A 24,024-nucleotide genomic window follows, 5' to 3' on the forward strand; every position below is an offset into this window, starting at 1 on the left:
TTCATTTGATTGTATTTTAATTATGCGCGCTACTTTTGAACAAGTTAAAAAAATAATGCAGTGAACGATATTTGAAAATTTTATAAGAGAATGTTTACACATAAGATCGAAATGACAATTATCTTTTGATCATCATTGTATAGAAAAAAGTGTTCTCTATAATTCGCACAAAACAAATGAATCACGTCGTCCGCCTATGAAATATTACTCATAAAAACAAAGCCTGCCGGATTGCTCCGACAGGCTCTATCATCGCAGTTGCTCGGTTAAATCGACTACCGCGGTGATGCGGTAACGCTCTGCCTCCACCCGATCGAGGTGAAACACAGCACGCCGGTTTTCCAGTACAGGCCCGTCCCCACGGACGCCGTAATCGACATAAATGTTATGAGCGCCGTCCCACACTTCATCAATTGTATAATCAAATATTCCATCCACGGGACCGGGTTCATCCAAATACTCCTCGAGCCGCTCTAGTCGTTCTCTAACCGCCCGTTCCGTGAACCAAGGACGAAGCGCCTCACCAATGTGGACGACGGTGTCGGCATTCACGTCCTCATCCACCAGGCGGCTTTCCCGCTCAGCTTCCAGTCGGAACACCCGCTCCGCTCCTTGCAGGAATGCGATCATATCGGCTTCATTCTCGACCTTCTCTTCCCACGCATTCGCCGTCGAGCGGGTCAAAAAAGCACTGAACTGCCCGCGGCTGACAGGTTCGACCGGCCGGAATGTTCCATCTCCAAATCCTGCAGTAATACCGTTATATAACAGCCGGTGCACGGCCCGGTACGAGTATCGCGCCGGCGCGACATCCCCCATGGTATCCGGTACCTCCCGCCAGGAAGGGGCATAGGTGAACGCGCGCGTCAATATCACCGCCATCTGCTCCCGTGTCAGCACACCTTCCGGGTCAAACCGCCCATCCGGCAGTCCCTGCATCAGCCCGTGAGACGCCGCAGCCTGCACCGCCTCCCAGGCAAAATGAGCGTCATCCATATCCTCGAACGACGTGTCCTGCTCTGCTTCCTTCAGCTTGAGGACACGACTCATCATCACCGCCCCTTCCGCTCTCGTCAGCGGGCGCTCCGGCCGGATCGTTCCATCCGGATACCCGTTCATCACGTCCTCTTGAACAAGCTGCTGGAGACTCCAGTAGAAGGGATGTTCCTCAGATAAATCCGAGAACCCCGCAGACGCAGCCGTCGGCACTGAAAAAAGCAGCAGCATACTGAAAAAGAATAGTCGCATCATGATCCCGGCAGCTCCGGCGTACAGGCGCTGCCTCCCCCCTCTCTTGTTTCACGTCGTTCATTCCATCTTCTTTCATTATATCGGAAGAAAGGCTTCCGTTTTGTACGTTTTTACATTATTTGCATCAGGACCTAAGCCAGTAAAACAATCCCCCGACCTTGTATCTATAAACGATGTTTTGTGGTGCAGGCTGCTAAGAGCGGCCTGCGGAAATGAGGTTACCGATGCTTTTTTCTGCGGCTCTGACTGCGGCTGATCCGAAAGCGTGTCGCTTCACCAATCTTTTGCGTCGCTTCGGCTCATGGAGCGGGCGGCCTGACGCCGCATGCGGGTCGCCCGCCGGATATTTTGAGCCACACCGCTGGTTTTGAGCCACCTCGCGACATCTTTGGGCCGCTTCTGCCCGGAATGTCGACGCTTCCCCCGGGTTTTGAGCCAGCCAAACCCTCAGCCCCTCATCCACCTAACTTCTTCTCTTCCCCGGCTGCCACGGCAGCCGGCAGAAACCAACTCATCGACGCTTGTGCTGCGATTGCTCCAAATCCGAGTCGCTTCACCAACCTTTTGCGTCGCTTCGGTTCATGGAGCGGGCGGCCCGGCGCCGCATGCGGGTCGCCTGCCGGAATTTTTGAGCCACGCGGCTGATTTTGAGCCACCTCGCGACAGCTTTGGGCCGCTTCTAATTGGAATTCCGACGGTTCGCCCGGGTTTTGAGCCTGCCACACTCGACCACCTTAACTGTGTTTCTACCGCCTCTTCAAGTAATGCCATGCTCCGATCTCTCCACTCAGCGGACACAGCCGCCGACTTCCTCGACAACACCTTATTTTGCCTTACGAATGAAAAAAGCGCCTTCGCTTGGAAGGCGCTTGCTGAAGGTGCTTTTCAAGAGGAAAAATACATGCCGCCGTTGATGCTGACGGTTTGACCGGTCACGTAACTGAACTGGTTGCTGCATAATCCTAGCACCACCTGGGCAATCTCTTCCGTTTCGCCGAAGCGCCCCATTGGCACCGTATTCAATAGTGCCCCCTTCTGCTCATCGGCCAGTTCCTCCAATGCTGCTCCTCTCGCGGATTTGATAAAACCCGGAGCTACGGCATTTACCCGTATGCCGTAAGCTGCTGTTTCCACCGCGAGCTGTTTTGTCATACCGATCACCGCGGATTTCGCAACTGCATAGGGTCCTGAAGTGAACGTTTCCGTATCGAGAACGCCACGCTGGCCGGCGATCGAAGCAAAATTGACGATACATCCCTGCCCGCGTTCCATCATGTGTGGCAGCACCGCCTGGGAACAATAGAAAGCGCTGTTCACATTCACCTTCATGATCTTATCCCACTGCTCTTCTGTTGCATTGCTGATGCCGAGGACCGGCCCTTTTCGTTCCGTCGTGATGTCCCTGCCGCCGCTGACGCTTTCCCGGTCCGTTTTGCTCGTTCCTCCAACATTATTAATGAGAATATCAATGGAATACGACTCCAGCATGCTGCCGATAGTCCGGTCCACTTCCGATTTATCTCCTGCATCCATGTCGTAGGAGACCGCTTCGATCCCGAGCCGCTTCAGATCCTCAGCGCTGGAATCGAGATATGTTTTGTCAATGTCTGCAACAATAATAGAAGCACCCGCTTCTCCGAGTACTTCCGCCATTCTTCTGCCAATCCCTTTCGGATTCGCCGCTCCTGTGATCAGAGCCGTTTTCCCATGTAAATCATGCATGTTACTCCTCCTCCTTCTATTGCGAGAGCTGATGCCTTCGTTCTCACTCCAACGTTTCTCCTTTTTGACAGGACTTCGGTTTAGATGCTGCTTCACTGGAAATCGTCCAACTGTTCTGATCAAAGCACGAAGCGACTTATGCTCACAGCGGTGTCGCTCCTGGCTTTTAAAGAGAAGAAAGCAGCGGACACAGTCGCCGTCTCCCTGTAGAAGAACATAGTTACTTCTATCCTATAACCAACATAAAGTGGCTGCTGCCTGAGAACATGAACCTCGTTCGCGGACGAAGCGAAAGCGCGTCGTTTTGTTGAATATTTGGGCTGCTTCTCTATCGGCAGCGGGCGCCCTGAAACCCGAAACGGGTCGCCTCCCGATTTAATGGAGACAGAATAATGTTTTTGCGCCAGTCTTCACGTCTTTTGAGACGCTTGCTTTCTTATTGGAGACGCTCTGTGCCGGGTATTGAGCCACATTCGAAGTGCCTTCCTCCTAAATAACCCGAAGGCATTGCGCTGCGAACATGTCGCGGACACCCAGCCGAGACGCCTTGCCTGTTGAATAAATGCACTTACTCTCCCATGAGAAAAACGGACTTCATAACTTTCTGCTGAACTGCATCTTCAAACGCTTCGTGCATGTCCTCGAGACGATATAGCTGAATCATCGCAGCGGGCTCCACTTTCCGCTTCTCCAGCAGCCGGATCGCCGCCTTCATGTCCTGTGCTGTGTAAGCACAACTTGTAAGAATGGATACCTCCCGACGAACGAGGGCAGTCATGTCGATACGCACTGCTTCTTTATACAGTCCCTGCACCGTACACGTCCCGCCTTTTTTCACCACATCCGGGATAAAATCGAAGACCGATGCAGCGCCGGAACATTCTACCCATCCTTCCACTGCAGTTCTTCCGGTATGTTCATTCAGCCAAGTGCGGATAGGCTCTGGATGTGAAAGCACAGCGGGAATCCCGAGCGCTTCGCAGATAGGGAACCGCTTCTCTTCATCTTCCATTGTCCCTGCCAGAAGCACATCGGCTCCCTGCAGTTGAAGACATAAAGCCGTGAGAACTCCAATGGGACCCGGACCTGTCACGAGATGGACGTCCCCAGGTGATACTGGATGGACGGAAGCCGCTGCGTGAAAGGCTACAGCCAGCGGCTCTGCCAAAGCGGCCTCCGCTGGGGGAACCTGATTGGAGATCGGATGAACAAAGCGCGCCGGCGTTGCAAACTTCTCCGCGAACACGCCATCCCGCTTCATTCCCCGCACTTCAAACGAGTGACAAAGATTTGTTCTTCCAGCCAGGCACGGCTCGCAGCTGCCGCAGGATAAAATCGCATCCGCGACGACAGTGTCTCCCACCTGAACATGCGAGACCGAAGTACCGGTCTGTTCGATTACCCCCGTGCATTCATGTCCCATCGTGACCGGAACCTGCATGTAGTGATGGGTAGAATGATATTGATACGCATGAAGATCCGACCCGCATACTGCGGCCGCGGTCACGCGAACGATGACGTCCTCCGCTCCACAGGCTGGATCCGGCCGCTCCTCCAACCTCATCCCATCATATTCACGTCTGACTTTCCTCACTGCCTGCAAGGCGCTCAACCTCCTTCTGCCAAAGAACATAGTTCCTTCCCTGATAATTCATTCTTCTTGCAATTGTTTCTGCCTTCTCCAAAATCTTCTTCTGTGCAAAAAGAAGAGATGTCCCCCGCAGCTGCACGGAGGGACCGACAATCCCGATCGCCGCTGCCGGACGTCCCCTTCCATTCAATATCGGGGCACCGATCCCGCTGACACCGACGGTCGTTTCATCCTTTTCCATAAAGTAGCCTTTTTCCCTTACGCCGGCAAGGCGGCTGCGCATATCCGGTTCAGAAATCACGGTATACGGCGTTCGTGGGGAAAGGCCATTCTTTAAAATCCGGTCGGTTTTCTCTTCTGTTTCAAATGCCAGCAGGGTGATGCCGAGTACGCCATACGTATAGGGACGCCGCTGCCCGACCTTGGAAGAGAATTTCAAACCTTCTTCATTTTCTTTGATAAACGCATAGACAATGGTTTCCTCATCGCCGAGTGCCATGACGATCGTCTGTCTCGTTTCCGTGTGGAGTTCCAGCAGCGGTTCCTCCGCCGCTTCCATAATATCGAGCGAAGAGGTCAGTCGAACGCCCAGTTCGATGAAGCGGATGCCGGGACTGTAGGTTTCTTTCGTTTCATCATAGTTGAGATACCGCTCTCGCTCGAGTGTGCAGAGAATGCGGTAGACGGTGGACCTTGGAAGCCCACTCGCCTCTGCGATGTCAGTTAGTGTGAGCGCTCCTTTATCAGAGCTTGTAAACGTCTCGAGCACGTGCAGGCTCCGCTCCACAGCCCGGATCGGCTTCGCCTGGATTTCTCTCATGTCCTCACCCTCCCTGTCTCTGCGTTTCGAATGTTGTCGGACCTTCTTCTCTTTCCTTCTTCTTCCAGTTATTGGACTTCCACTCCGCTACCATCAGGATAATCGCTCCAATGGCCGCCGTGAGGTTCACAATCCAGCTGAACTCCCACATCGTCACGGGGAAGAAGAGTCCGGCTGCACAGAGTATCAATACCATCCGCTTGGTTGTCGTCAAATGATGGAACAAGTATTTCTCTATGGCAGCCGCCAGCAGATAGCAGGCAAAGACTGCTGTTGCAAGCGACAGTCCTGTCGCTCCCCAGTTCTGCGTTCCATCAACGGAGATCAGCAGTTCTGGTGCATAGACGAAGAGAAACGGAACGATATAAGCGACGAGACCAAGCTGCATCGCCTTGAACCCGATTTTGTGCGGACTTGCTTTCGCAATCGGCGCAGCAGCAAAACATGCCACAGCAATCGGCGGCGTGAAGTTCGATACAATCGCAAAATAGAAAACAAACAAGTGGGCAGCAATCGGCGTCACCCCAAGCTCAATCAACGTCGGAGCAACGAGAACGGCAACGACCGCATAGGCAGCGACCGATGGCATGCCCATCCCGAGTACAATACAGACGAGCGCACTGATGATCAGCAGTGTAAGCAGTCCGTAATCAGCTACTCCCTGCAGCACCATACCGATATTAAACCCAAGGCCGGTGATACCGGTTACACCCATGACGATGCCTGCCGCAGCCAGTACGACGGTGATTTCCAACATAAGCTTGCCAGTACCGGTCAATATTTCATAGACCCGCGTGAAAAACTTGCGGCGGACATGCTTTTGAAGCAGTCCAAGTGTTAGGAGAGCAATAACCGACGCATACATCCCAGAAAGAGACGGGGTATACCCGACGATAAACAGGAAGTAAATCAACGAACCGAATGCTGGGAGCACGAGCCAGGACACTTTCATAATGCCTTTAAACGGCGGAAGCATGTGCGGTTTCAGTCCGTGCGCCCCCTGTCTGGCGGCGATGAAATCGACCTGCATAAAGAGACACATATAATAGAGGAGCGCCGGAATGATTGCCGCAATCGCTACTTCCATGTACGGCACACCGAGCGTTTCGGCGATAATGAAGGCGGCGATTCCCATGACCGGTGGAATCAGCTGCCCGCCGGTAGAGGCGACCGATTCGATCGCGCCTGCCTGATTAGAGGAAAAACCGTTCCGTTTCATTAGAGGAATCGTCACATTCCCTGTCAGCAGCACGTTAGAGACTGGATTCCCGGTAACCGATCCAATAAAAGTCGACCCGAGCACCGATCCTTTCGCCGGCCCTCCACGGTAACGTCCGAAAGCAAACAAGGCAATGTCATTAAGGATGTCCCCTCCGCGCATGAAGATCAGAATCTGACCGAAAAGGATAAAGACGAGCCCGATGGTCGCTGCAAGATTCAGCATGCTCATCATCGCACTCGGATCCAGGTAGAGATAGTTGAACAATTGATCGGGCGCTGTCCCGCTGCCCCGGAGAACCCCTGGCATAAACGGGGCTAGGAAACCATAGGAAATAAACGTCACAACAATACCGAGCAGCACAAGACCAAGCATACGCCGGATAGCTTCCAGGACGAGCAGGACGGCCAGCATCGAGATGAGGAACCGTTCGGTCGTCACCTGACCGATCATCAGCATGATGTCCGGGTAATAAATGAAGACATATCCGCCGGCCGTCAGACCTGCCAGAGCCAATATCCAGTCATACCAAGGCACAATATGGGTGGCTGCTTTTTTGGAAGCCGGTATCGTTAAAAAAACACCAAAAAGAATCAACGCGAAAAACAAGCCGAAGTACTGTTCACTGAACAGGGTGAAACCGAGCCGTTGATGAATATTGAGCACGTACATGATCCCAGAAAGCGGAATCAGGATCAGTGTCGCTGTCTGAATGATGCGGAGCACCGGTGTCTCGAACAGACGATACCGTTTCTTTTCCACCTCGACATTTTCCGGCGGGATATCTGTTTTGTTTTCTACTTTATCCGACATGCATTTCCCTCCTTATGTATGCCGCAGAGGCGGAACAGCAAGCACTGTTCCGCACCGGCGCAGACTATTGCGACAGCAGTTCGTCCTGAACGGACTGTACGTCGTCGTTCCAGAGCCCTTGATCTTCAAAAAATTCGATGGCCCCATCATGGTATGGAATCTCCGGCTCTTCATCAAAGAACTGCTCCTCAACCCAGCCTTGGAACCATGGGTGGATATCATGCAGATCTTCGTGGTGCTCCCATACGGTTTCCATCACTTCATATACCGTATCGTTATCAATATGCGAGGAGGAGATAAAGTAGTTAGGATATTCAATCGCGGTCGTCTCTTCCGCAATGTAGCCGTCCGGATCTACTGTTGTCATCTGAGCACCCGGCACGCGTGACTGAATTTCTGCAAGAACGTCATCCGGGACATCGTCGATTTCGTCTGGACCGTAGTCATCCAGGAAGTCAAAGCCGCGCAGGCCAGTCGCATTGTGGGCTTCCTGCATCAGCGGTGTGGAAGGCACTAGAGCAAACGTAGCGTCCAGCTGGTTGTTCTGCAGCCCTTCTACCCCGCGGTCAATCGATGGTACCGGAGCATCCTGCACATCATCCCACGTCATGCCGTTTGCATAGAGAACTGCTTCAGAAATCAGTTCGGCGATGGTCGCACCCGGGAAGTCGGAAGCGACTCGCTCTCCTGCAAGATCGGCGACACTTTCAATATCCGAATCCTCTCTGACTGCCAAGCCCGTAGCCTGAATGAAGTTCCCGCGCATAATGAGACGAAGTTCGTCGTGGGATTCTTCATACCCGACCTCTTCATCGCCATTATAGGCAAACACCATATCCGGCGCACTGTCGATACCAAAAGCAATTGTGCCGTCATTCAGCTGTGGCAGCCAGGCGTTGATGCCCGCGTAAGGCTGCACCGTCGTAGAAATATCAGATTCCGAATTCAACAAACTTCCTACCCCGTTACCAAGCGCATTGACCGACGTTCCCTGCGGAGACGTTGCGAAGTTGTAGGAGTCGCCATCGGTGTCCGGCTCTTCCCCTTCTTCCAGTACTTCTTCTCCATCATCTTCTGCTGGAGCATCGTTGTTGCCGTCCTCGTCCTCTTCGTTATTTTCTTCTGCCGTTGCATTATCAGCCCCGCCGTCTGCTTGATTTGCGTCGTTGTTTGTGTCGTTATCACCACAGCCCGTTATGACAGCTGCAAGTCCAATGACTCCTCCTGTGTACACGGCTTTCATTGCAAATTTTTTCATTCCCCTTACCTCCTCAAGTGTAGTCACGCATAAGACAGCGCTTTCAAAACGGTAGAAAAAGCAAACCAACTCGTTTAGTGAGTTGATTAACTCGTTTTGTGAACAAAGTGTAGCAAGTATTTAGAAAATAGTCAATATTATTTTTATTCTCACTTTCGAACCGATATCTCCTGCATGAGGCCAGCTATAGCTTGCTTCCTGAAACACAGCAGGGTAAAATGGCGAAATAACTCGCTCCATGAGTTTCACAATTTAAATTATTCAGGAGGTACGATCATGCGCGACGTAAACATGAATCCAATCCGTTCTGTGGAAAGAGCGATGGACGTCCTGCTCTCCTTTTCTACAGATAAACCAGAACTCTCTATTGAAGAAATTACCGCAGCAACCAGCATTCCGAAATCCACCGTCTACCGGCTTCTCTGTACACTCGAAAAACGCAGCTTCGTCTCGTTCAATGAGCAGACAATGAAGTATAAGCCCGGTGTCCAGCTGTTCTCGCTCAATGCACTGACTCCGCATATTCTTGATGTGCGTGCGGAGGCAGAAGACATTATGTCAGACCTGCATCAAAAAACCGGTCAGACGATGATCATGGCCGTACCGGATGGGGATGAAATTATCTACGTGCACAAAAATGAACGCAACACCGGCCTGAAATTTTCCTCTTCTATCGGGCAGCGCCGGTCATTTACGTATGGAGTCATCGGCCCGTCCATCCTCGCTTTCCAATCGAACGAAGACATTGATCAGGCACTTGCTGACCCAAGAGAACCAATGACAGACAAAACCGAACTAAGTAAAGACGTTATGCTCGAACGACTCCGGCAGCTGAGAGAAGAGTACATTTACGTGGAAACCGATGAAACCACGCTCGGCGTTACTGGCGTCGGTGCCCCAGTCTTTGACGTCAACGGTTCCCCTGTTGCGGGCATTGGCTGTATCGGCCCGACGATCTATATGGAAGGACAGCTGGAGGAAATTAAAGAAATGGTCAAGACCGGCGCTGAGCATATATCTAAAAAAATGGGATTCCGCTTCTCTTATGTTTAATTTATCTTATTTATATCATATAAAATAAATAAACAACGCACGATTCCCTTCTTTTTGTTTGATGAATGATGATTATCCCTTTATTATGTAAAGATGGATATTTCGTGTGATTGAACTCCCCGCGCTGTACACCACTTCTGTTCCGCCGGCACCCTGAATGAATGAGCGAGGGAAGCACAAGTTTTTTGTGCTTCCCTCGCGGTGCGTAGCGCCTCCTGTCGACGAGCGTCCCCCCCTAAGCTCCCTGTCTCCCTGCTACTAATGCGGCAGCTGCCTTTCCAAGTGTCAGCTTTCAGGCCCCCTTTTTTGTTGAAAGAAACGCGCGCTGGAAAACACCTCTTCTACCTTTACCCGGATTCCCCTCTTCATGATGCGGGCCGCACAACGGCAATGATTCTTTCCTGCCGCTGCGGCCCTTTTTGCGCTTCCTTCTCTTTCCAGCTTATCGCCCACGTTCTGCCCTCGATGAACCGGCGTTTCTTTTCACGTTTTTTTCTGATAATTCTTGACACTCGCTCAAAGTCATGATAGCTTATCTTCACAAATTGAGATAGTCATTCCACTCAGTGAGATGAAAGGAGCGAAACCATGACAGACCAAGCAGAAACGAAAGAACAGTGGCTGAAGGTAAACGGCAATGAGGTACGTGTAATCCGAAAAGGAGAGGGACCTCCACTTCTCTGGCTCCATGGCGCAAACGGTGGTGGTTGGAACGATTTTTTGGAAGCGCTGACATCCCACTTTGATGTCATTGCTCCCGACCATCCCGGTTTCAATCAATCCAGTGCTGATAAATCGATGGACACAATCGAAGACATGGCATTTCATTACCGGGATCTTCTCGACAAGCTCGACCTTTCACGCGTACACATCGCAGCGAGCTCGCTCGGAGCCTGGATTGGCCTCCAGTTTGCGCTTACCCACGAGCACCGTGTCCTTTCGATGGTGCTCTGCAATGCAGCAGGCATCAACATTCCGGGCGTCCGATCCATTGATCCGTTCAGCATGACGATGCACGAACTGGCTGGTCAGCTGTTCTATGATACGGCGAAAGCACCGCAGCTGCCCCCGCTCGACAGCATGCCGATTGAGATGCTTCGCAACCGCTCTATGCATGCCCGGCTCATGTGGGAAAAAGGGTACGATCCAAAGCTCCTTCCAAGGCTGAACGGCGTGCATACACCGGCCCTGATCGTCTGGGGGGAAGCAGACCGCCTCATTCCGCCGGAGTTTGGCGAAAAACTAGCGGATGCCATGCCGAACGCCGAGTTCATGCTCATGGAAAAAACCGGGCACCTCCCATACGTGGAAGCGCCGGAAGCACTACTGGAAGCCGTGATTGCCTTTATTCAACAATATGAAAAACAGGAGGTATAACGATGGTACAAGCTTTTGCTTTTCACCTGATGCCGTACAAAAACATGCCGGACGATTTCAATGAGACGCACGATAGTGCCTGGGTCAACTTCTCCAACAGTCACTTTGACCCGGAAGTAGCCCACGAGCTGTACAACCAATACTTGGATGAACTCGAATTTTGTGAAACGAGCGGCTTTGACGGAATTGGGGTGAACGAACACCACCAGACTGCTTACGGCCTTATGCCATCACCGAACGTGATGGCTGGAACACTCGCCAGACGGACGTCCCGGGCGAAAATCGCCATCCTCGGAAATGCGATTTCCCTGCATCAGCATCCGCAGCGAGTAGCCGAAGAAGTGGCAATGCTCGATGTCATCACGAAAGGACGCATCATCTCCGGGTTCGTCCGCGGCATCGGCGCAGAGTCCTACTCGTTCCGGCTCGACCCGACAAAATCGAAAGATCGTTTTTTCGAAGCTCACGATATTATCATGAAAGCCTGGACCGAAGACGGTCCATCTTCCTACCACGGAGAACATTACGATGCCTTTAACATCAACTGCTGGCCGAAGCCGTACCAGCAGCCGCACCCGCCAATCTGGTGCCCATCACAGGGAAGCAAAGATACCATCCAGTTCGCGGCGGAAAATAAATACACGTACCTGCAGACGTTCAGTTCCATCAAAAGTGTGAAAAAGTCCTTTGACGCCTATCGTGAAGCCGCAGCTTCTTTCGGCTATGAAGCCGACCCTTCGCAGCTCGGCTGGTCGGTGCTGACGTACTGCGCAGACACCGACGAAGAAGCATACGAACAGGCGAAAGAGCATGCAACGTATTTCTTTGACAAACTAATGGTCATGCCACGCGATTTCTTCTTCCCGCCGGGATACGTGCCGCCGGAAGCGATGCAGCAGATCCTCAAATCAAAAGCCGGACTTGGTACCCCAGGGGCGCTCAATTTTGATGATTTAGTAGAAGATGGCTTCATTCTGCTCGGATCACCCGAGACGATCAAGAAAAAGCTCGAAGCCTACCATGAAGAGCTCGGTTTCGGCGTCGTCAACATGAATATTCAATTCGGAGACATGACCCATGAACGCACGATGAGAAACATTGAACTGTTGGGGAAACATGTGGTGCCTACGCTGCATAAACTGACTTCCACAGCCAGCACGACGACGTAAGGCCGATGAGATGAAGACAGTCTTGATTCTCATTGACCTCCAGCACGACTTTTGTTCCGAGGACGGCGTCATGGCTCAGCTCGGGCATGACGTCCGCGCCGTTCAGACGGCCGCCGCGAATGCCGACATTCTCGCGGCGGCGGCGGCTGACTGGATGACAATCTGGGTAGAGACGCATCATCAGCCGGAGACGACACCGGCTGTCTGGGCTGGCCGCAGCAAAGGAGCGTCCGCCATCTGTTCGACCAAACACGGGCAGGCCGCATACATTGATGCTGCCAAGTACGCGGATGCGGTCGTTATCAAAAACCGATACAATGCGTTTCTGCATACAAACCTGGAGCTGATGCTCCGCACCGCAGGCATCGAGCGGGTCGTTTTCTGCGGATGCACGACGAATGTCTGCGTAGAAAGTTCCGCCCGCCACGCCTTCATGCTCGATTTTGAGACCGTGACGATCGCGGATGCTTCTGGAGCGTATTCGACCGAAGAACACGACGCTGCTCTGCACAACTTGTCCTCATATTTTGGCTCTGTTTTGCATATGAGCGAGCTCAACCTGCACGCCACCGCAGAAGGAAAGGAGGAAAGGTAATATGAACCTCGTAGGTATCGCCGGAACCATCACCGGCTCCAAACCCGAAACCATCATTGAAGAGGCGCTGGAACGAGCTGAAAAACTCGATCCTTCTATTTCAACAACGACGATCAACCTGAAAGAACTACAGCTCCCATTTTGTGACGGCCGGCCGGAATCTGCCTATCCCGCAGAGGTCCATGAACTGATCAGCACCATAGCAGAAGCGGATGCCGTCATTCTTGCTACTCCAGTTTTCCAGGCTTCAATTCCCGGAGCCTTAAAAAACATGTTCGACCTGCTTCCGGTCGATATTCTTGCCGGAAAACCTGCCGGCTGTATCGCCTGCAGCGGCACGTACCATCATTTTCTCGTTATTGAAAATCAGCTCAAACCGATTCTGTCGTATTTGAAAGCCTACAGCCTCCCTTCCTATGTCTACCTGCACCGGGACGATTTCGAAGGAACAACTATCGTAAACAAGGACAGCAGTAAGCGTGTCGATCAGATGATAGAAGAGCTGCTGGCCCTTGCCACCAGGCTCCCAGCCGGCGTAAGGAGCTGATCATTGATGACCCAGACAGAGGAACATCCATGGCATTACCCGGACATCGCCTTTGTCCGCTACTGCGAAAAGAGCCCTCTGATCAACCGGGGGATTTACAACACCATCGACAGCATGTTTTACCAGCTCGGTTACACGGAAGTCGTCGAGAGACGCAAGCAGATCCTTTCTTTTATCCGGTTTCTGCAGGAGAAAGAGAGAAAAGAAAAAGGCTTCGGCCGCAAAGGCCTCCGGGCAGAACTGGAAGCATTTCTTGCAGCAGAATAGAGGATGAAAGCAGGATACAGGTGCTTTCTACGCTTTTGGACCCACGAACATTTCTGCAGCGACGTGGCTGCGCGACGGCCTCATCAGACGCGTAGTGCTTTTGTTTCCAACAGGGAAGGAGTGAAAGAGAATGACTAACGAGCACCAGCACGAGAGACACATCTCGGACTATCCGGACGCAGCCGTCATCTTTGATGATATCCACCACCAGACTGGATATGTCGTCGGCAGTGACCAGGATATGCATCCGGATTTCGTGAATTTCCTCGCCTTTCATGCCAAAGGACTCGTGGCCTACGGGGTATCCAAAGACGTGCAGCTGCGGCTGGACCTGCCAGTCATGAACCGGGACGGAACAGACAGGAACAAAGAAATGCTCGTCTCCATCGATCACGTTTCTACCACGACCGGCATTTCTGCAGCAGAGCGGGCGCACTCCATGCAGAAAAGTCTCGCCTCCGATGCCGCGCCCGAACATTTTCAGCGACCCGGGCATGTTTTCCCCTGCCTGATGGCAGCTGGCGGCCTGCCAGAGCGGGCCGGTGCAGCGGAAGCCGCCTTCCACCTTATGCAGCAGCAGCGACCGGAAAGCACGTCCGCCGTCTTCTGCGAAATTTTGAATACGTCCGGTAACATTGCTTCAGTGGAAGACATACGGGAGCTCCCAGCCTTCACCAACACGCAGGTGCACTTCTTCAGCGACCTGCTCCAGGAAGCACTCCGGCAGCAGTCCTGGCTGGAAATCACCGAGCACATCACCGCCCCTGGCTCGGACGGGATTCATGTTCTAACCGTCCGCGATACGCTCCAGCACTTGACGTTCAAGCTGTACACGACACTCGAAGCATCCGGTACTCCGCAGATTGTCTCTTACTCCCCGTGTGAACAAGGTGATCTTCTCCGACACGGTCAATGTTCCTGCGAGGCACACTTCAGCGATTATTACAAGCAGCTGCAGGATCGGGAGATTGATGCCATCGCCTTCTACAGCATGCAGCCCCTCGCCTCCCCGCCTTCCGACTCGCTTACCGGCATCATTCACCAGCAGCAGCAGAAACTGCTGGAAAAACACCGCGTGACCGCCTCCGGCTGAGAGAGGCGGTTTTTTTTGATAATCGGCCGCATGGACGATTGCCTATCAGCCGGAGCAACGGGCAGCTTCGCTTCGTTCAGCCTTGGCAGTGATCAGCGACTACTTCTCCTGCCGATCACAAACCGGCTGGTACTGGAAAAATGTCCGACCCGCAGCTGAAGCGGGTCGGTCCGTGGAATATTTGAGCCGCTTCGTCTCCGAAGACGGGCGGCCTCGCCGTGCCGACAGGTCGGTCCAGCATTATTTTGAGCCACATTGCTTCTTTTGAGCCTGTCTGCAACAGCATTGAGCCGCTTTGGCCCTCATTGGAGACGCTCTGACCGGAATAATGAGCCACTTCCCACTGGCACGGGGACCCTGCGCCCTTCCAATCTTCTTCGAAAACGGGGAACCGTCCCTTTCCGGGTCAGCATTGCTCAGTGAATAAAAGCTCCAGCCCTCATCAACCTCGTTTCTGCGGCTGCACCGGCAGCCGTAAACCGGAAGGGCTGGGGTAACTTGCTGTTAGGTAGAGAAAGCGGAAGGGCTTCACATGTGTTTCTCCCAACTGTAGGGTCCGCCCTGTTCCCAAACGCCTACTCTCAGCCGCTGAACGTCTGCTGCACACCCAAACCACGACCCTATAACAACGATACGTCTCCCTTGATGAGAACGCATGCATGTCAATCTCCTGAAAAAGGACTTTCTCTTTTGAATCCGGAACAAGAAGATTGACAATTATCAAAATAGTTGATATTCTTTATTCATAAAATGAGTTTACCAACTCATTAAGTGAGTTCACGCGGAGGTGAAAGTATTGGATAACCATCCTGTTATTATCGCAGGAGCCGGCCCTGTCGGCTGTACACTAGCAGAAATACTTAGTCTCAATGATATCCCCGTTTTACTTGTCGAGAAAGAAGCTGCACCAAACAAAGAATGGCGTGCCTCCACGTTTCATGCTGGAACGATGGAACTTTTGGAAGCGGATACAACGCTTGTCGACGACATGCTCGAACACGGGTTTAAAGCCCATCATGTCCATTACCGGGATCGCCATAGAGGGCTGTATGCCTCGTTTGACTTCCGGAACATCGCCGACGAAACCAATTATCCCTTCCGCCTGCAGTGCTCGCAGGCAACCTACGTCAAGATTGCTTTTGAAAAGCTGAAGAAGCGCAGCAACGTCACGGTCCAGTTTGAATCGGAAGTAAGCCATTACGAAGAAACCGAAGGCGGACTGAACGTCACGCTGAACACGAAAGACGGGGAGCAGACACGATTCACCCCCTTCCTGCTCGGCGCGGACGGTGGAAGAAGCAAAGTTCGAAAACTCAATGACGTCACGTTTGACGGATATACGCATGAAGAACGCTGGCTTTTGGTCGGTACCACCGCCGACTTCCATGACTACATCCCAGATCTCGCTTACGTCAATTATATCTCCGATCCGGACGAATTCCTGTTTATTTTACGTGTACCGGAAGCCTGGCGCTTCCTGTACCCAGTAAAACCCGAAGTATCCGACGAAGAAGCGCTCGATCCGGCATCGATCCAGAAAACCATGGAGCGCGCCCTGAACACGACCGATACGTTCCCGATTGTGGAGAACACGATTTATAAAATCCACCAGCGGGTAGCGGATAAATTTTACCGCGGTCGTTCGGTGCTTGTCGGTGATGCGGCCCACCTCAACAGCCCTATGGGTGGACTTGGCTTAAACAGTGGTATCCATGATGCCGTCGATCTGAGCCGGCGACTGGTCCGTATTTACCGGGAAGGTGCCGATATCGAAGAAGAACTCGCCGCCTACAGTCAGGCACGCAGCACAGTGGCGAAAAAGTACGTCAAAGCCATCAGCGAGAAGAACACAAAGCTCATGAAAGAGCAGGACGAAGCCGAGCGAAAGCGTCTGCAGGATGATTTGACGGAGACGGCCAATGACCCGGTGAAAGAAAAAGAGTGGCTGATCAACTCCTCCTTGATCGCAAGCGTAAAAGATCAGGGAATCGGTCGTCCCCCAGAGACATCGGAACGAAAGTGAGGCGGATCATCAGATGCAGACAGCCATGAACCTTATTTCCAATCAACATAGGGACGGCGGAAGCCTGCTTCCTGTTACCGACCCTGGGAATCCGGATGACGTGCTCGGCCATATCTCTGCGGCAGATAAATCCTTAACCGACGAAGCCACAGCGTCCGCTCATGACGCCTGGCGAGGATGGAAGAAAACAGATCCGGCCACACGCGGAGAAAAGCTCCTTCAAGCCGCCGAGCAGGTCGAAGCCGCGCACGAACCGATTGCCCGGCTGACCACTTCCGAGAACGGCATGCCCATCGCTACAACGAGAGCGGAGTTGACCCTTGCACTCTCCGGAATGCGTTTTTTCATCGAGGAAGCTGCTTCGTTTTCATTTTCCGACACTGTCGAAGAGAACGCCGACTGGGTCACTCGCATCAAAAAGTCTAAAGGGGTCATCGCCTGCATTGTGCCATGGAATGCACCGATTGTACTGACGCTGCAAAAAGTCCTTCCAGCTCTGCTGACCGGGAATACCGTCGTCGTCAAACCATCCCCCTTGGCCTCGCTCGGCGTTACCCAGATCCTGGAAATCATCGCAGAAGCATTACCGGACGGGGTGCTTAATATCGTACAGGGAGACATCGAGTCTGGACGCGCCCTCTCCGAATCTCCACTCGTGCGGATGCTGTCCTTTACCGGCGGCGGCTCGACAGCAAAGCATATCATGCGGAGCGCCGCGGACAACTTGAAGCACGTTCATTTTGAACTCGGCGGCAACGATCCGGCCCTCGTCCTCGACGATGCCGACCCAGCCGAAGCAGCAACGACGCTGATGCAGGCAGCATTCCGAAAAAGCGGGCAGTACTGCTTCGCGCCAAAACGAATATACGTGGCAGACACCATCTATGATTCGTTTATGATGTATGCCAAAAAAGCCTTGGCAGAGATGAACATCGGTCACCAGCTGCAGGAAAACACAGCCATCGGCCCCCTCATCTCAAGCAGCCAGCGGGACGCTGTGCGCGCACTGCTTCAACAGGCAGCCCAGGCCGGCGCGACGATCACAGAAATGCATCGAGACGATCAGCTGCCGGAGAAGGGATGGTTCATGAAGCCAGCGCTCGTGACCGGCGTCGCGGCCGATCACCCGATTGTGTTGGAAGAACCATTCGGCCCGATTCTTCCGGTTCTCTCCTGCAGCTCCACCGAAGACATGATCTACGAAGCCAATCGGACCGAGTATGGACTAGGTTCCTCTGTCTGGGGCAGTGAAAAGCAGGCAGCAGCCATAGCAGCTGAACTGGAGGCTGGCTTCACCTTTATCAACCGGACGGCCGTCACCCCGTTTGGATACCGGCATCTCCCGTTCGGTGGCGTGAAGCAGAGCGGAATCGGCCGAGAAAACACGGCGGAGGTGTTCGACGAATTCGTGCAGCTCCATGCCATTCATGGAAGCCGCCCCTCTTTTTTTGAATGAAATTAAACGAGTTGACAAACTCACTCAACGAACAGAAAGGATGACGTATATGAAGATTGCACTGTTTAATGGAAACCGAGCCGGTGTTGTTCAGGAGGACGGCGTCGTTGATATCACCGATGCCGTGAAGTGGGATACGAGCCATCCGCAGGACTCGCTCCTGAAGCTCATGACCGAATTCGACCAGCACAAGGCTGCGATCAATCAAGCGGTGCAGGACGGCAAAGCCATGCCACTCCAAGAAGTGAAGCTGGATCCACCTGTCCCGCATCCAAGCAAGATTGTCGCTGCTCCGGTCAACTACTACCTGCACCAGGACGAAATGAACGAGCAGTTCCAGAATGCCGAGTATACGATCGAGAACCTCGGTTTCTTCTTGAAGGCCCCGTCTTCCTTGATCGGCCCCGACGATCAAATCCAGCTGCCGTTCCCGGAGAGGCGTACCGATCACGAAGCCGAAGTTGCGTTCGTCGTGCACAAGCAGGCGAAAAACGTCTCCGCTGCGGATGCTCATAAGTACATTTTCGGCTACTTCGGGCTGATGGATATCACCGTTCGGGGAAAAGAAGACCGACCGTGGCGCAAATCGTTCGACACGTTCACCCCAATCGGCCCTTGGATTGTAACGGCCGATGAAATTGAGAACCCGAACAACCTTGCTTTCGACCTTCATGTAAATGAAGAAAAGCGCCAGGACGCCAACACGAAAGACTTGATCTACGACTGCTACAAGTTTTTTGAAGCCGCCTCACACGTCATGACACTGGAACCCGGCGATATTCTCACCACCGGCACTCCGCAGGGCGTCGGTCCAATCGAAAATGGGGACACCGTCACCTTGAACATCGAACGCATCGGCGATTTCAAAGTCAGCGTGGCACTCAAATAAGGAGGAATGCGTGATGAGTAGAAAAGACAGCAAGAATTTAGAGGAGCTGCACCAGAACCTGGAACAAGAAAACATGGGCCCCCTCTGGTCGTCCATCCACAACTTGAATACGATTGAGCCAAAATCGAAGCCGATCCCGTACCTCTGGAAAAAAGAACTCATCCACAAGCGGCTGAAGGAAGCCGAAAACCTGCTGAAGGTTGGCGAAGGTGCCGACCGTCGCGCCGTCTTCCTGATCAACCCAGGCATGGCTGACTTAGAGCCGGTCGGCTGGGGCGGAGCAACGCAGACGTTGTATGCTGCCGTTCAGGCCGTCAAGCCGGGCGAAATTGCGCCGGCTCACCGGCACACGACGACCGCTCTCCGGTTTATCATCAACGGCCACGGGGGGCGAGGCCGGGTGAACGGCGAAAAAATCACCTTTGAACCCGGTGACTTTTTGATCACGCCGACATGGACGTGGCACGACCACACGAACATCGATGACGAAGAAGTCTTGTGGATGGACTGCCTGGACGTTCCATTCACCAATTTCCTTGCCACCTGCTTCACCGAATTTCACGAAAAGAAGCAGCAGGACCTCACCGTCGAAGATGACTTCAGCCTCAAACGCTACAATGGCGGGATGGTACGGCCGATTGACGACCGGGAAGAGAAGATTGCCCCGCTCGGCCGCTACACGTGGAAGATGGCGAAAGACGGCATTGAAGGCCTGAAGCAGTTGGACGTGCATCCCGTCGACGGCTACGCCGTAGAGTATATCAACCCGACGACTGGCAAAGATGCCAACGACCGCATCGGCTCCCGCATGCAGATGCTGCCGCCGGAATTCCACGGCAAGGCGCATCGTCACGTGCACAGCACGATCTATCACGTGTTTAAGGGAGAAGGCTATACGATTGTGAACGGCGAACGCTTCGACTGGAGCGAAGGCGACTTCCTCGTCGTGCCGACGTGGGCATGGCACGAGCACGTCAACACGTCCAGCGACAACGAAGCCTTCCTCTTCTCCACCAACGACCTGCCAATCATGGAAGCCTTCAACTTCGAACGGGTTGAAGACTACCCGGAAAACGACGGACACCAGGAAGTCACATCCGTCTTCGAACCGATCCGCGTCGACAGCAGTGCGCAGGAGACGAAATAATTGGATAAAACAAGAGACCGCCTCCGGTTAACATCGGAGGCGGTCTCGTTTGTGATGACAGACGACCGTGAAAAGGATACAGGCTGGTCCACTGGTTTTTTGGCCACGAAGCGAGTCATCCACCGAAAACCCTTCCTGCACCGGCTGCTGCGGCAGCCGGCGGAAATGAGGTTATCGACGTTTGTGCAGCGGTTGCTCCAAATGCGAGTCGCTTCACCAACCTTTTGCGTCGCTTCGGCTCGGGAAGCGGGCGGCCTGGCGCCGCATGCGGGTCGCCCACCGGAAATTTTGAGCCACACCGTTGTTTTTGAGCCACCTCGGGACAGCTTTGGGCCGCTTTGATCCGGAATGCTGACGGTTCGCCCGGGCTTTGAGCCAGCTAAACCCTCAGCCCTTCATTCACCTGACTTCTTCCCGTCCCCGGCTGCCACGGCAGCCGGCGGAAATGAGGTTATCGACGTTTGTGCTGCGGTTGATCCAAAAGCGAGTCGCTTCACCATCCTTTTGCGTCGCTTCGGCTCGCAGGGCGGGCGGCCTGACGCCGCATGCGGGTCGCCCGCCAGAAATTTTGAGCCACGCGGCTGGTTTTGAGCCACCTCGCGACGGCTTTGGGCCGCTTCTGCCCGGAATGCCGACGCTTCGCTCGGATTTTGAGCCAGCCAAACCATCAGCCCTTCATCCACCGAAACCTTTCTGGTCCATAACCGACTGCCACGGCAGCCGGCGGAAACCAGCTCATCGACGCTTGTGCTGCGGCTGATCCAAAGTGGGTCGCTTCACCATCCTATTGCGTCGCTTCGGCTCGGGAAGCGGGCGACCCGCCGCCGCATGCGGGTCGCCTGCCGAAAATTTTGAGCCACGCGGCTGGTTTTGAGCCACCTCGCGACAGCTTTGGGCCGCTTTGATCCGGAATGCTGACGGTTCGCCCCGGGTTTTGAGCCAGCCAAACCATCAGCCCTTCATCTACCGAAAACCCTTCCTGCACCGGCTGCCCCGGCAGCCGGCGGAAATGAGGTTATCGACGCTTGTGCTGCGGTTGATCCAAATGCGAGTCGCTTCACCAACCTTTTGCGTCGCTTCGGCTCTCGGAGCGGGCGGCCCCGCGCCGCATGCGGGTCGCCTGCCGAAAATTTTGAGCCACGCGGCTGGTTTTGAGCCACCTCGCGACAGCTTTGGGCCGCTTTGATCCGGAATGCTGACGGTTCGCCCCGGGTTTTGAGCCACGAAGCCCGACAGCCCCTCATCCACCTAACCCCTTCTGGTCTCCGGCTGCCACGGCAGCCGGCGGAAATGAGGTTATCGACGTTTGTGCTGCGGTTGATCCAAATCCGAGTCGTTTCAACCCAGGGAGCGGGCGGCCTGGCGCCGCATGCGGGTCGCCCGCAGGAAATTTTGAGCCACACCACTGGTTTTGAGCCACCTCCCGTCAGCTTTGGGCCGCTTTGATTTGGAATGCCGACGGTTCGCTCGGATTTTGAGCCAGCTAAACCCTCAGCCCTTCATTCACCTGACTTCTTCCCGTCCCCGGCTGCCACGGCAGCCGGCGGAAATGAGGTTATCGACGTTTGTGCTGCGGTTGATCCAAAAGCGGGTCGCTTCACCAACCTTTTGCGTCGCTTCGGCTCGTTGAGCGGACGGCCCGGCGCCGCATGCGGTTCGCCCGCCGAAAATTTTGAGCCACTCCGCTGTTTTTGAGCCACCTCGCGCCGCCTTTGGGCTGCTTCTGCTTTCAATCTCGACGGTTCTTCCCCTTTTTGAGCGACAACTCCTTTTTCCATACAAAAAACCTGATGGGCATTGGCCATCAGGTTTTGCTTTGGTTTTTTACAGCTTCGGTTAGTTTGTTTTTCTCCAATGTATACATGTAGCCCTCTCGAAAAGTCCATGGACGTATCAAACGAAGCGAGCTCCGGCGTGGAATGCCGCTAAATAAACGTTCTAATTCTGCACGCTTAAGGGGTCGCCGAATCAGCATACTAAGGTCATGCAATGCTTCTACATGCGCCTGCGTAGATCGATAACGGCAGCTGCTGCAGACCCAGGAATGCTTTTTACGTAAAAGAACCCCTTTTTCGCAAGTTTGACAGGTCATCGCATTCATCAGTTCAGTTTCATGAATATGAAACCTCCGCAGCAGATCAGCGCCTGCCTCCATATCAGCTTCTTTAATTCCCCGGACAACCTTCTCCATCTCTTTTTTCGTCAAAGTGTTTTTCTTATGGTTTTCATGCAGTTTGACAATAACTGACGGAAGATTCGCAGCATGAAAAATGTTACTGCGATCCAATGGCGCTTCAATTTTGGATTGATAGTTTGCAATCAGAACATAAGGAAGCACCGGGACATTGGCGGGGACATGATTTGCCAGCCAAGAAGTGAAATGATGTGCCTGCCTCTCGCTTTGACGGACGGGGCATCGGAAAATGTCCTCGACCCCATCTAATGTTCTGACGAGCTGACCATGATGCAAGTCAAAACGCAGGGTGCCGGCCATGTTTTTCACTTCGCCAATGAACACAAAGCGGGGGCTGATGATTAATAAATCGATTTGAAACGTTTCTCGAGTGGATGATGTTTGAAGAGTGATCTGGCGGAAAATATGTAAGTCGTCGGGGAGCAGAGACAGCTGTACATCAAGGGACTGCTCGCCGGCAAATCCGATGTTAAATCGGCGGAGGTGATCGGTTATGTCAGATCGTTTTGGATGCTGAGGGGGCAGGCGGCGCAGCAACGCCTCTAACTGATCGATAATCAAAGGACGTTTTAATTCAGGTAGAGCCATAGCCTCACCTCTCTATTAAGATGCTTTCACTATAGCAAAGTTTTGCCACTAATGCAAACAAATATTCCCCTTAAAGAATTGAGACACATCTACTCAAAATGCAGCCTACTTCCTAGGCAGAACCAAGTCACTTTGAAAAACATTTGAGCCATAAAGACCGTAGAACCCCCATCCACCTAACCCCTTCCTGCACCGGCTGCCATCGGCAGCCGGCGGAAATGAGGTTATCGACGTTTGTGCTGCGGCTCTGATCGAAATGCGAGTCGCTTCACCAAACGTTTGCGTCGCTTCGGCTAACGGAGTGGGTGCCCTGACGCCGCATGCGGGTCGCCCCCCAGAAATTTTGAGCCATGCGGCTGGTTTTGAGCCACCTCGCGACGGCTTTGGGTCGCTTTGATCCGGAATGCTGACGGTTCGCCCGGATTTTGGGCCACGAAGCCCGTCATCCCTTCATCCACCGAAACCCTTCCCGTCCCCGGCTGCCACGGCAGCCGGCGGAAATGAGGTTATCGACGTTTGTGGTGCGGTTGATCCAAAAGCGAGTCGCTTCACCAACCTTTTGCGTCGCTTTGGCTCGGGAAGCGGGCGGCCCGGCGCCGCATGCGGGTCGCCCGCAGGAAATTTTGAGCCACGCGGCTGGTTTTGAGCCACCTCGCGACGGCTTTGGGCCGCTTTGATTTGGAATGCCGACGCTTTGCCTGAATTTTGAGCCACGAAGCACGTCAGCCCCTCATCCACCTAACCCCTTCCTGCACCGGCTGCCACGGCAGCCTGCGGAAATGAGGTTATCGACGTTTGTGCTGCGGCTGATCCATATGCGGGTCGCTTCACCAATCGTTTGCGTCGCTTCGGCTAACGGAGCGGGCGGCCTGGCGCCGCATGCGGGTCGCCCGCAGGAAATTTTGAGCCACACCACTGGTTTTGAGCCACCTCCCGTCAGCTTTGGGCCGCT

The 24,024-nt window shown here is 53.6% G+C and carries 18 protein-coding genes; 11 read left to right on the forward strand and 7 right to left on the reverse strand.

Annotation, left to right across the window (positions count from 1 at the left end):
* Positions 1 to 249: 249 nt before the first annotated feature.
* The 6 genes from G477_RS0117305 to G477_RS0117340 form a co-directional block, all read right to left on the reverse strand.
* Positions 250 to 1,251 carry an S-layer homology domain-containing protein gene (locus tag G477_RS0117305; protein WP_026698982.1) on the reverse strand — a complete coding sequence of 334 codons (1,002 nt, stop codon included), beginning with the start codon at positions 1,249 to 1,251 and terminating at the stop codon, positions 250 to 252.
* Between the two features lie 885 nt (positions 1,252 to 2,136).
* Positions 2,137 to 2,973 (reverse strand): SDR family NAD(P)-dependent oxidoreductase, encoded by an 837-nt coding sequence (locus G477_RS20770; RefSeq protein WP_051288206.1) that lies wholly within the window; start codon positions 2,971 to 2,973, stop codon positions 2,137 to 2,139.
* Positions 2,974 to 3,541: 568 nt separating this feature from the next.
* Complete coding sequence (locus tag G477_RS0117325) at positions 3,542 to 4,567, reverse strand: zinc-dependent alcohol dehydrogenase (protein WP_245575572.1); 1,026 nt, start codon at positions 4,565 to 4,567, stop codon at positions 3,542 to 3,544.
* A complete protein-coding gene (locus tag G477_RS0117330; RefSeq protein WP_026698985.1) occupies positions 4,548 to 5,384 on the reverse strand; it encodes an IclR family transcriptional regulator in 837 nt (278 codons plus the stop codon). Before G477_RS0117330 ends, G477_RS0117325 begins: the two co-directional genes overlap by 20 nt.
* A 4-nt stretch (positions 5,385 to 5,388) precedes the next feature.
* Positions 5,389 to 7,416 (reverse strand): TRAP transporter permease, encoded by a 2,028-nt coding sequence (locus tag G477_RS20195; protein ID WP_051288208.1) that lies wholly within the window; start codon positions 7,414 to 7,416, stop codon positions 5,389 to 5,391.
* A 64-nt stretch (positions 7,417 to 7,480) separates the two neighbouring features.
* Positions 7,481 to 8,674, reverse strand: coding sequence for a TAXI family TRAP transporter solute-binding subunit (locus G477_RS0117340; RefSeq protein ID WP_026698986.1), 1,194 nt, complete (start codon positions 8,672 to 8,674; stop codon positions 7,481 to 7,483).
* Positions 8,675 to 8,950: 276 nt separating this feature from the next.
* Between G477_RS0117340 and G477_RS0117345 the strand changes: the two genes are divergently transcribed.
* From G477_RS0117345 to G477_RS20210, 11 genes are all read left to right on the forward strand, one after another.
* The gene (locus G477_RS0117345; RefSeq protein WP_026698987.1) at positions 8,951 to 9,727 is read left to right on the forward strand and encodes an IclR family transcriptional regulator; all 777 of its coding nucleotides are present in this window, start codon (positions 8,951 to 8,953) and stop codon (positions 9,725 to 9,727) included.
* 588 nt (positions 9,728 to 10,315) lie between these two features.
* Positions 10,316 to 11,104, forward strand: coding sequence for an alpha/beta fold hydrolase (locus G477_RS0117350; RefSeq protein WP_026698988.1), 789 nt, complete (start codon positions 10,316 to 10,318; stop codon positions 11,102 to 11,104).
* A gap of 2 nt (positions 11,105 to 11,106) precedes the next feature.
* Positions 11,107 to 12,273 (forward strand): LLM class flavin-dependent oxidoreductase, encoded by a 1,167-nt coding sequence (locus G477_RS0117355; protein ID WP_035212333.1) that lies wholly within the window; start codon positions 11,107 to 11,109, stop codon positions 12,271 to 12,273.
* Positions 12,274 to 12,283: 10 nt separating this feature from the next.
* Entirely contained in the window at positions 12,284 to 12,868 is a 585-nt protein-coding gene (locus G477_RS0117360; protein ID WP_026698990.1) for a cysteine hydrolase family protein, read from the forward strand.
* 1 nt (position 12,869) lies between these two features.
* Positions 12,870 to 13,415 (forward strand): NADPH-dependent FMN reductase, encoded by a 546-nt coding sequence (locus tag G477_RS0117365; protein ID WP_026698991.1) that lies wholly within the window; start codon positions 12,870 to 12,872, stop codon positions 13,413 to 13,415.
* 6 nt (positions 13,416 to 13,421) lie between these two features.
* Positions 13,422 to 13,682, forward strand: coding sequence for a hypothetical protein (locus G477_RS0117370; protein ID WP_026698992.1), 261 nt, complete (start codon positions 13,422 to 13,424; stop codon positions 13,680 to 13,682).
* Between the two features lie 130 nt (positions 13,683 to 13,812).
* A complete protein-coding gene (locus G477_RS20775; RefSeq protein WP_026698993.1) occupies positions 13,813 to 14,775 on the forward strand; it encodes a 3,4-dihydroxy-2-butanone-4-phosphate synthase in 963 nt (320 codons plus the stop codon).
* 796 nt (positions 14,776 to 15,571) lie between these two features.
* Positions 15,572 to 16,798, forward strand: a complete 1,227-nt coding sequence (locus G477_RS0117380) for an FAD-dependent oxidoreductase (RefSeq protein ID WP_026698994.1) — start codon at positions 15,572 to 15,574, stop codon at positions 16,796 to 16,798.
* A gap of 13 nt (positions 16,799 to 16,811) precedes the next feature.
* The gene (locus G477_RS20205; RefSeq protein WP_051288210.1) at positions 16,812 to 18,254 is read left to right on the forward strand and encodes an aldehyde dehydrogenase family protein; all 1,443 of its coding nucleotides are present in this window, start codon (positions 16,812 to 16,814) and stop codon (positions 18,252 to 18,254) included.
* A 49-nt stretch (positions 18,255 to 18,303) separates the two neighbouring features.
* On the forward strand, positions 18,304 to 19,143 hold the full coding sequence (locus tag G477_RS0117390) for a fumarylacetoacetate hydrolase family protein (RefSeq protein WP_026698995.1): 840 nt from the start codon (positions 18,304 to 18,306) through the stop codon (positions 19,141 to 19,143).
* A gap of 13 nt (positions 19,144 to 19,156) precedes the next feature.
* Positions 19,157 to 20,290: a cupin domain-containing protein gene (locus tag G477_RS20210; RefSeq protein WP_035212334.1), complete on the forward strand. Its 1,134-nt coding sequence runs from the start codon at positions 19,157 to 19,159 to the stop codon at positions 20,288 to 20,290.
* 1,804 nt (positions 20,291 to 22,094) lie between these two features.
* Here the strand turns inward: G477_RS20210 and G477_RS0117415 are convergent.
* Positions 22,095 to 23,072, reverse strand: a complete 978-nt coding sequence (locus G477_RS0117415) for a nuclease-related domain-containing protein (RefSeq protein WP_026698999.1) — start codon at positions 23,070 to 23,072, stop codon at positions 22,095 to 22,097.
* Positions 23,073 to 24,024 lie beyond the last annotated feature (952 nt).

The organism is Alkalicoccus chagannorensis DSM 18086, assembly GCF_000429725.1.
In the GTDB taxonomy this organism is placed as follows: Bacteria; Bacillota; Bacilli; order Bacillales; family Salisediminibacteriaceae; genus Alkalicoccus; species Alkalicoccus chagannorensis.